This window comes from Micromonospora sp. DT44 (assembly GCF_049841635.1).
In the GTDB taxonomy this organism is placed as follows: Bacteria; Actinomycetota; Actinomycetes; order Mycobacteriales; family Micromonosporaceae; genus Micromonospora.
This window is the reverse complement of record NZ_JBNCKS010000038.1, coordinates 66857-75394: the sequence shown is the minus strand read 5'-3', so window position 1 is coordinate 75394 and position 8538 is coordinate 66857. Positions and strand designations below refer to the sequence as shown.

General features: G+C 73.5%; 9 protein-coding genes. 4 read left to right on the top strand and 5 right to left on the bottom strand.

Translation table 11 applies throughout. The features are described from left to right. Nucleotides 1-152: 152 nt before the first annotated feature. Nucleotides 153-1064 (bottom strand): A/G-specific adenine glycosylase, encoded by a 912-nt coding sequence (locus ACLQ25_RS21840; RefSeq protein ID WP_425732658.1) that lies wholly within the window; start codon nucleotides 1062-1064, stop codon nucleotides 153-155. A gap of 96 nt (nucleotides 1065-1160) precedes the next feature. On the opposite strand from ACLQ25_RS21840, the gene ACLQ25_RS21835 reads away from it, so the two are divergent. The 3 genes from ACLQ25_RS21835 (at nucleotide 1161) to ACLQ25_RS21825 (ending at nucleotide 3098) form a co-directional block, all read left to right on the top strand. After that, nucleotides 1161-1673 (top strand): glycine cleavage system protein R, encoded by a 513-nt coding sequence (locus ACLQ25_RS21835; protein ID WP_425732657.1) that lies wholly within the window; start codon nucleotides 1161-1163, stop codon nucleotides 1671-1673. Beyond that, the gene (locus tag ACLQ25_RS21830) at nucleotides 1670-2242 is read left to right on the top strand and encodes a peptide deformylase (RefSeq protein ID WP_425732656.1); all 573 of its coding nucleotides are present in this window, start codon (nucleotides 1670-1672) and stop codon (nucleotides 2240-2242) included. Before ACLQ25_RS21835 ends, ACLQ25_RS21830 begins: the two co-directional genes overlap by 4 nt. Before the next feature lie 118 nt (nucleotides 2243-2360). Beyond that, a complete protein-coding gene (locus tag ACLQ25_RS21825; protein ID WP_425732655.1) occupies nucleotides 2361-3098 on the top strand; it encodes a hypothetical protein in 738 nt (245 codons plus the stop codon). Nucleotides 3099-3131: 33 nt separating this feature from the next. On the opposite strand, the gene disA is transcribed toward ACLQ25_RS21825, so the two are convergent. From disA to ACLQ25_RS21805, 4 genes are all read right to left on the bottom strand, one after another. Further along, nucleotides 3132-4313, bottom strand: a complete 1182-nt coding sequence (gene disA / locus ACLQ25_RS21820; RefSeq protein ID WP_425732654.1) for a DNA integrity scanning diadenylate cyclase DisA — start codon at nucleotides 4311-4313, stop codon at nucleotides 3132-3134. 131 nt (nucleotides 4314-4444) lie between these two features. Then, complete coding sequence (gene radA, locus ACLQ25_RS21815; protein WP_425732653.1) at nucleotides 4445-5902, bottom strand: DNA repair protein RadA; 1458 nt, start codon at nucleotides 5900-5902, stop codon at nucleotides 4445-4447. Between the two features lie 85 nt (nucleotides 5903-5987). Further along, nucleotides 5988-6734: a hypothetical protein gene (locus ACLQ25_RS21810; RefSeq protein ID WP_425732652.1), complete on the bottom strand. Its 747-nt coding sequence runs from the start codon at nucleotides 6732-6734 to the stop codon at nucleotides 5988-5990. Between the two features lie 140 nt (nucleotides 6735-6874). Next, a complete protein-coding gene (locus ACLQ25_RS21805) occupies nucleotides 6875-7714 on the bottom strand; it encodes a UbiA family prenyltransferase (protein WP_425732651.1) in 840 nt (279 codons plus the stop codon). A 46-nt stretch (nucleotides 7715-7760) separates the two neighbouring features. Between ACLQ25_RS21805 and ACLQ25_RS21800 the strand changes: the two genes are divergently transcribed. Further along, complete coding sequence (locus ACLQ25_RS21800; protein WP_425732650.1) at nucleotides 7761-8522, top strand: methyltransferase domain-containing protein; 762 nt, start codon at nucleotides 7761-7763, stop codon at nucleotides 8520-8522. Nucleotides 8523-8538 lie beyond the last annotated feature (16 nt).

Below are 8538 nucleotides of genomic sequence, written 5' to 3'. Positions count from 1 at the left end.
ACCAGCACCGCGACTACTCCACGCAGCCTGTCAATCCCCCCTGAACAGCCCAAACAGGATGAGACAAGCTCCAGGATCGAGCGCAATCTGACGCCCGGGCGTGGGGCGTGGGGCGCGGGGCTTGAGCACTGAGGGCCCGAAGGCCCGGCGGGTCAGGTGGTCAGGTTGGCGGTGGGGGTCGACGGGCCGTCGCCGGCGAGCCGGAACGAGTCGGCGCCGACCGGCTCCACAAGTCCGTCCTGCACCAGGCCGGCCAGTGCGCGGGCGCGCTGCACGTCGTCGGTCCACACCTGGTCGAGGCGCTGGTGCGGGACCGGCCCGGTGGTGTCCCGGAGCACCCCGAGCAGCAGTCCGCGTACCTGTCGGTCGGTGCCCGCGTACCGCTGGGGGCGGCGGGTGGGGCCGGTCGGTGGCTCCTGCCCGGAGGCCCGCCAGGCGCAGACCGACTCGACCGGGCAGGCCGTGCAGCGCGGTGCGCGGGCCGTGCAGAGCACCGCGCCCAGCTCCATGAAGGCGGCGCTGGCCAGCGCGGCGGCGGCCGGCTCCGGGGGCAGCAGTTCCTCGGTGGCGACCAGGTCGGCCGGGCGGGTGACCGGGCCGGCGTCCGGCTCACCGGCCACGGCTCGACAGACCACCCGTCGGACGTTGGTGTCGACCACCGGGTGTCGCTGCCCGAACGCGAACGCGGCTACCGCGCGTGCCGTGTACGTGCCCACGCCGGGCAGCGCCAGTAGCTGTTCGAGCCGGTCGGGCACCTGGCCGCCGTGCCGGTCCACGATGGCCACCGCGCACTCCCGCAGCCGGACCGCGCGGCGCGGATAGCCGAGCCGCCCCCACATGCGGATCGCCTCGGCCGGGGTGTCCGCCGCCAGCGCCGCCGGGTCGGGCCAGCGGGCCAGCCAGGCGTGCCAGGCCGGCACCACCCGGACCACCGGCGTCTGCTGGAGCATGACCTCGCTGACCAGGATGGCCCACGGGGTCACGTCGGGTTCCCGCCACGGCAGGTCACGGGCGTGCTGCTGGAACCATCGGCTGACCAGTGTGGCGAAATCGGGTTGAGTCATGGCGTCGTCGATGATGTCACGCGGTCCGGTCCCGCTGGTTGGGCGGCTCGGGCAGGGTGTCGCCGTGCTGGTGGACGGATCGGGCAGAATGCGCGGATGAACGAGCTCGCGATCACCGTCATCGGCCGGGACCGGCCGGGCATCGTGGCCGACGTCGCCGAGGTGCTGGCCCGGCTGGGCGCGAACCTCACCGACAGCACGATGACCCGGCTGCGGGGGCATTTCGCGATGACCCTCATCTGCACCGGCCCGGCCGCCGACGAGGTGGGGGCGGCGTTGGCGCCGCTGGCGACCGAGGGGCAACTTCTGGCGACCGTACGCGCGGTGACGCCGGACGGTGAGGTGGCGCCGGCCGGCGAGCCGTACGTGCTGGCGGTGCACGGGTCGGACCGGATGGGCATCGTGGCGGCGATGACCCGGGTGCTGGTGGACGCCGGTGGCAACGTCACCGACCTGAGCACCCGGCTGGCCGGTTCGCTCTACGTGGTGTTGGCCGAGGTCGAGCTGCCGGCGGGGGTCGTCGAGGCGTTGACCGAAAGGCTGCACCGGACGGCCGCCGAGGTGGGGGTCGAGGTCACCCTCCGGCCGGCAGACCCGGATCTGCTGTGAGCGACGGGCAGGGCGAGGCGTACGCCGGTCTGGGGGAGTGGACGCCGGAGTCGCTGGCGGTGGCGGGTGAGGTGCGGACCGTCGTATCGGCCCCGCACCCGGTGCTGAGCCGGGCCGGAGGCGACGTCGATCCCACCGCCGAGGAGATCATCCGGTTGGCCGCCGACCTGGTGGCGACGATGCGGGTCTCGCCGGGCTGCGTGGGTCTGGCGGCGCCGCAGGTCGGCGTGGGCGCCCGGGTCTTCGCCGTCGACGTGACGGGCCATCCGAAGGCGGTCACCGTGCACGGCACCTTCGTGCTGTGTAACGCCCGGGTGGTCGAGGCGACCCGATGGAAGCCGGGTCGGGAGGGCTGCATGTCCGTGCCGGACCTGACCGGGGACGTGAAGCGGGCGAGTCGGCTCGTCGTGGAGGGTGCCCTTCCGGGCACGGGGGCGGCGGTCCGACTGGTGACGGACGGCTTCGAGGCGCGGGCGTTGCAGCACGAGATCGACCACTGCGAGGGGCTGCTCTTTCTGGACCGGGTGGCCGGCGCGCACGCCGTCTACCAGCGCAAGGTCTATCTCTGACCGGGCGGCCGGACGTCGGTCCGTCCGTCCTCAGTGGAGGTTCTTCGGGCTGCCCCGCTGACGCTCCGGCGCGTCGTGACCCGCCGGTGGGTGCGGCGCGACTACGGTGGGGGGCATCATGCGTCTGACGGTCGGCCCCCTGCCACCCGCCGTGTACTGGCGGCGTCGCGCCGTCGTATTCGGAGCGGTGCTGCTTTTCCTGATTGTCGTGCTCTACTCCTGCACCGGCTCGGGTCGCTCCGGCGGTCACCCACGGGCCGGCTCGACGCCGACTCCGACGTCAAGCCCGGGGGCGGTGGGGCCGGTGCTGACCCCCCAGTCGAGGGCTCCGTCGGCGTCCGGGTCGACGGCGCCGAATGCCACTGAGCCGTCCGCCGATCCGGACGCCACGGACCCCGGCCCCGGAGCCACCACCAATGACCCACCGCCAGACTCGGCCGCCGGGTCGGTCGACGACGGCACCTGCACTGACGCGGAGATCAGCGTGACGTCGGCGGCGCGGCCCAGTTCGGCGCAGCGCGGCGCGGTGGTCGACCTCCAACTGAAGATCAAGAACACCTCGCAGCGTACGTGCAGCCGTAACGTCGGCGCCGACCTCCAGGAGATCTTCATCAAGGCGGGTGCCGAGAAGGTGTGGTCGTCCGACACCTGCGGCAAGGTCCAGGGCTCGGATGTGCAGTCGTTCACGCCCGGGTTCGAGCGCTCCTACCAGGTAGGCTGGAACGGACGGGACACCAGCCGGTGCGACGGCGCGGGGCTGGCCGCGGGGCCGTTCGCGCCGGCGGGGACGTACCAGGTGTTCGCCCGGGTTGGCACCAAGTACAGCGAGCCCGTGAAGATCACGATCACCGGCTGAGTCGGCACTCCGGCCAGCCGGATCGGCGGCGGATCAGACGTACCGCTCAAGGATGGATGCCTCGGCGAGCCGGGACAGGCCCTCGCGGACGCCCCGGGCGCGGGCGTCGCCCACGCCCTCGACGGCCTGCAGATCCTCCACGGTCGCGCCCAGCAGCCGCTGAAGGCTGCCGAAGTGCAGCACCAGGCGGTCGACCACGGCCACCGGCAGGCGCGGAACCTTGGCCAGCAGCCGGAAGCCGCGCGGGCTGACGGCGGCGTCCAGCGCGTCCGATGCGGCCGGGTAGCCGATCGCCTTGGCGACCGACACCAGGTCGATCAGCTCGGTGGCGCCCAGCAGATCCAGCTCCACCAGCGCCTCGTCCAGGGTGCGGGACTTACGGCCGACGGGCAGGTAGTCCCGGATGACGAGCGTGCGGTCGGCGTCGACGCCGGCCATCAACTCGTCGAGCTGCAGAGCGAGCAGTCGACCGTCGGTGCCCAGCTCGACGACGTAGCCGGCGATCTCGTCGGCGATCCGGCGGACCATCTCCAGCCGCTGCACCACCGCCACCGCGTCCCGCACCGTGACCAGGTCTTCGATCTCGAGCGCGGAGAGCGTGCCGGACACCTCGTCCAGCCGTAGCTTGTAGCGCTCGAGGGTGGCCAGCGCCTGGTTCGCCCGGGAGAGGATCGCGGCCGAGTCGTCGAGGACGTGCCGCTGACCGTTGACGTAGAGGCTGATGATCCGCATCGACTGGCTGACCGAGATCACCGGGTAGCCGGTCTGCCGGGCGACCCGTTCGGCGGTGCGGTGCCGGGTGCCCGACTCCTCCGTCGGGATGGACGGGTCGGGCATCAGGTGCACAGCCGCCCGGACGATGCGGGTGCCGTCACTGGACAGCACCACGGCGCCGTCCATCTTGCACAGCTCCCGGACTCGGGTCGCGGAAAACTCGACGTCCAGCGCGAAGCCGCCGGTGCAGAGACCCTCGACGACCTTGTCGTAGCCGAGCACGATGAGCGCGCCGGTGCGACCCCGCAGGATGCGCTCCAACCCGTCGCGCAGCGCGGTGCCGGGCGCCATCAGGGCGAGATTTGCCCGCAGCGGATCGCCCGCGCTCCCGGCAGCGGCGGTCACGCTCACGCTGATCGGGCGGGCCGGCGAGCCCACGGTGCCGGTGCGGGCCTGGGGCGGCGCTCCGGCAGGCTTGGTGGTATCGCGGTCGATCGGCACGGGCACAGTCTACGGACTGCCGTGCGGTGGGTGCTGTCGTGGTTACTGTGATGTGTCACGATGCCGCCCTTCGAACCGTTTCCACTTGCGGCGATGCTGTCCGTTATCGCCGTTGGCGTCGGCACGCTGAGTCACTCGGCGGACGCGCGGGCCGCGTGGTGCAAAGCTGAGCGCACGTCAGTGACCTCGGTCACCCGCATCTGATGCGGCCCCGCACCGGTGCTCTCCGGGCCACACCCCGGCGGAACCAGCGCCACCTTGAACCCCAGGCGGGCGGCCTCCGCGAGCCGGCGCGGCACCGCACCGACCCGGCGCACCTCGCCGGTCAACCCCACCTCGCCGATCGCGACGAGGTGCGGCGCGATCGCCAGGTTGAGCCCGCCGGAGGCGACCGCCAGCGCGACGGCCAGGTCGGCTGCCGGCTCCACCACCCGGATGCCGCCGACGGTGGCCGCGAACACCTCCCGGTCGTGCAGGGTCAACCGCTCCGTACGCCGTTGCAGGACCGCGAGCACCATGGCCAGGCGGGCCGAGTCGAGGCCCGAGACGGTACGGCGGGGAGAGCCGGCCACCGTCGCGCCGATCAGGGCCTGTACCTCCGTGACCAGTGCCCGCCGCCCCTCCATCGCCACGGTCACGCAGGTGCCGGGCACCGGTTCGGAGTAGCGGGTGAGGAACAGCCCGGACGGGTCGGCCAGGCTGCTGATGCCGCCCTCGTGCATCTCGAAGCAGCCCACCTCGTCGGCCGCCCCGAACCGGTTCTTGACGCCGCGTACGAGCCGTAGCGAGGAGTGCTTGTCGCCCTCGAAGTGCAGCACCACGTCGACCAGGTGCTCAAGCACGCGCGGTCCGGCCACCTGGCCGTCCTTGGTGACGTGCCCGACCAGCACGGTCGCGATGCCCCGCTCCTTGGCGACCGAGACCAGTGCGGCGGTGACCGCGCGGACCTGGGTCACGCCGCCCGGCACACCCTCGGTGCCGGTGGTCGAGATGGTCTGCACCGAGTCGAGCACCAGCAGGCCCGGCTTGACCGCGTCGAGGTGCCCGAGCACCGACGCCAGGTCGCTCTCGGCCGCCAGGTAGAGCTGGTCGTGCAGGGTGCCCATCCGCTCGGCGCGCAGCCGGACCTGACTGACCGACTCTTCCCCGCTGACCACCAGGGACGGGCTGCCGGCGCCCACCGCCCACTGCTGCGCCACGTCGAGCAGGAGGGTCGACTTGCCCACGCCGGGCTCGCCGGCGAGCAGCACGACCGCCCCGGGCACCAGGCCGCCACCGAGCACCCGGTCCAGTTCGCTCACACCGGTCGGCCGGGCGCGCGCCGGAGCCGCGCTGATGGTGGCGATCGGCCGGGCCGGCTCGGCCGGCATCCGCGAACTGACCACCCGACCGGAGACGGTCGGCCCGGTCACCGTCGACTCGACCACCGAGCCCCACTCGCCACACTCCGGGCAGCGACCCACCCACTTGGGCGGCTGGTGCCCGCAGGCGTCGCACTCGTACGCCGGGCGCGGTTCGCGGGGGGCGGACCGGGCGCGGGGCGCACCTGCCGCGCCGCCACGGCCGGAGGTCGATCGGGAGGTGGTCACATCAGGACGCTAGCCGCCTCGTACGACGAAAACACCCCGGCGTGGTGGTTCCCACGCCGGGGTGTTCCGTAGTCGAGGATCGGGCTCACTCGTGGGTCGTGCCGCCCTCGTTGCCCTCGTAGCCGCCCTCACGCTCGATGATCGGCGAGGCGGGGGCCGCCGGGGTGAGCGGCACCGCGATCGGCGCGGGGCCGGTGACCGTGTTGCCGTTGCCGAAGTCGAAGGTCACGACGACGTTCTGACCGGACCGCAACGCCTCGGTCAGGCCGACGAGCCGCAGCTGCGAGGTGGCCTCCGAGTTGAGCTGGAGGTAGCTCAGCGGAGCCAGCTCGATGCGAGCGGGCTGACCCGGCGCGGCCGCGCTGGCGGAACCCGATGCCCGCGCCGACTCCGGTGCGGACGGGGTCGCCGACGACGAGCCGGTCTCGGACGGGGTCGCGGACGGGCTGGCCGAACCCGACGGACTGGCCGAGGCCGACTCCGAGGCGGACGGCGTCGGGCTGGCCGAGCCACCCGAGATCAGCACCTCGCGGGCGCTCTGGGTGGTGACGGTGACCGTCACGGTGCTCTTCGAGTCGTTGTAGATCACCGCGTTGAGCGGGGCGTCCTGGCCGGCCCGGTAACCCTCGGTGCCGGGGTAGGTGACCAGCAGGCCACGCACCGAGTAGGCGCCGTTCGGGGTCGTGAGGTTGACGCCCTGGACCGACGGCTCCTTCAAAGCCGTCTCGGCGATCTGGCCAGCGCCGCAGCCGGACGCGAGCAGGCTGGTGGCCGCCGCGACTCCGGACAGCAGCAGGGCCGCCCGCCGGGATCGGTTGATCGAGCGCGTCACGTCGGTCCTCCTCGTTACGATCCCCACCCGGGCGCACGCCGGGGGAGGTGGCCATACCCGCGCAGACCGCGCTCCAGGGTAGTTGGAGCTGATCGAGGCCCGCACGGGGACCCGGCAATGCCACCCCTTCCGGGGTGCCCTCACACCACCCGACCGCTCGCCACCAGCAGCACGACGTCGATGAGGGCCACCAGCATCACCGCCCGGAAGGCGGCCACCGGCCGCCGGCCCGCCCGGGCCGCCGAGCGGCCGGCGTACCAACTCAGTGGCGGCACGACGGCGGCCGTGCCGACCGCCGCGAGCCCGAGGACCGACGGCGGCCCGGGTGGTCCCAGGACCAGGACGGCGGTCGCGGCGAGGAGCAGTCCGGCCGCGGCCGCCCGGCTGCCCGCCGCGCCGAGGCGGTGCGGCAGGCCGCGTACGCCCGTGCGGGCGTCGTCGGCGAGATCGGGCAGCACGTTGGCGAAGTGCGCGCCGGCACCGAGGCAGGCCGCCGCCGTCAGCAGCCAGAGCGGTGGGGTCGGCTCGCCGGGTAGCGCCAGCACCACGAAGCCGGGCAGCGCGCCGAAGGAGACGGCGTACGGCAGGACCGAGAAGACGGTGGCCTTGAGCGGCCAGTCGTAGAGCAGCGCGGAGACCAGGGCGACCGTGAGCCAGAGGGCCGCCCGGGGGTTCGTGGTCAGCGCCAGCAGCGGACAGGCCAGCGCGGCCACCACCGCGGCCCAGGCCGTGACGCGCCTGCCCACCGCGCCGGCGGCGACCGGCTTGTCGGTACGCCCCACCGTGGCGTCCCGCTCGGCGTCCAACGCGTCGTTGGTCCAGCCGACGGCGAGTTGGCTGGCGAGTACCGCGAGCACGACGGAGACGATTCCCCAGGGCCGGTGCCCCACTCCCCAGGCCAGCAGACCGGACACTGTGGTCACCGCGGCGGCCGGTTCCGGATGGCTCGCCCTGACCAGCCCTAACACCCTCGACGACATAAGGGAAGTCTGGTCGTTACCGAGCAGTCGTGCCACGCTCGAAGCCATGCGAGACGTGGCGTCGACCGCTCAGCGGGTGCTGTCGCGCAACGATCCGCGCCAGTACGACGACCTGGCCGGTGAGTGGTGGCGGCCGGATGGCGCGTTCGCGATGCTGCACTGGCTGGCCGAGGCCCGCGCGGCGCTCGTACCGCCGACGACCCGTCCGGGCGCGGTCCTGGTCGATCTGGGCTGCGGCGCCGGTCTGCTCGCGCCGCACCTGGCCGGCAAGGGCTACCGGCACGTCGGGGTGGACCTGACCCATTCGGCGCTGGTCCAGGCCGCCGGGCACGGCGTACGCGTGGTGCAGGGTGACGCGACGGCGGTGCCGCTGCCCGACGGGTGCGCCGACGTGGTCTCCGCCGGCGAGCTGTTGGAACACGTGCCGGACTGGCCGCGCGCGGTGGCCGAGGCGTGCCGCCTGCTGCGCCCGGGTGGCCTGCTCGTGCTGGACACGCTCAACGACACGGCGCTGGCCCGCCTGGTCGCGGTGCGGATCGCCGAGCGGCTGCCGACGGTGCCGCGTGGCATCCACGATCCACGGTTGTTCGTGGACGCCAGGACGTTGGTGGCCGAGTGCGCCCGGCACGGTGTCGAGCTGCGACTGCGCGGGATCCGGCCACAGGTCGGGGGGCTGCTCGCCTGGCTGGTGCGGCGGGCCCGCGCGGCACGGACACCGGGTGTGCCGTCGACCGGTCGTGCCCCGCGCATCGTGCCGACCCGGTCCACCGCCGTGCTCTACCAGGGCCAGGGGGTCCGCAGAGGATAGTCGGCTCGTGGCGGGG

What these genes read in the sequence shown, in the direction of transcription:
- ACLQ25_RS21840 (WP_425732658.1), bottom strand. Translation starts at nt 1,064, where the DNA reads ATGACTCAACCCGATTTCGCCACACTGGTCAGCCGATGGTTCCAGCAG.
- ACLQ25_RS21835 (WP_425732657.1), top strand. Translation starts at nt 1,161, where the DNA reads ATGAACGAGCTCGCGATCACCGTCATCGGCCGGGACCGGCCGGGCATC.
- ACLQ25_RS21825 (WP_425732655.1), top strand. Translation starts at nt 2,361, where the DNA reads ATGCGTCTGACGGTCGGCCCCCTGCCACCCGCCGTGTACTGGCGGCGT.
- ACLQ25_RS21805 (WP_425732651.1), bottom strand. Translation starts at nt 7,714, where the DNA reads ATGTCGTCGAGGGTGTTAGGGCTGGTCAGGGCGAGCCATCCGGAACCG.
- ACLQ25_RS21800 (WP_425732650.1), top strand. Translation starts at nt 7,761, where the DNA reads ATGCGAGACGTGGCGTCGACCGCTCAGCGGGTGCTGTCGCGCAACGAT.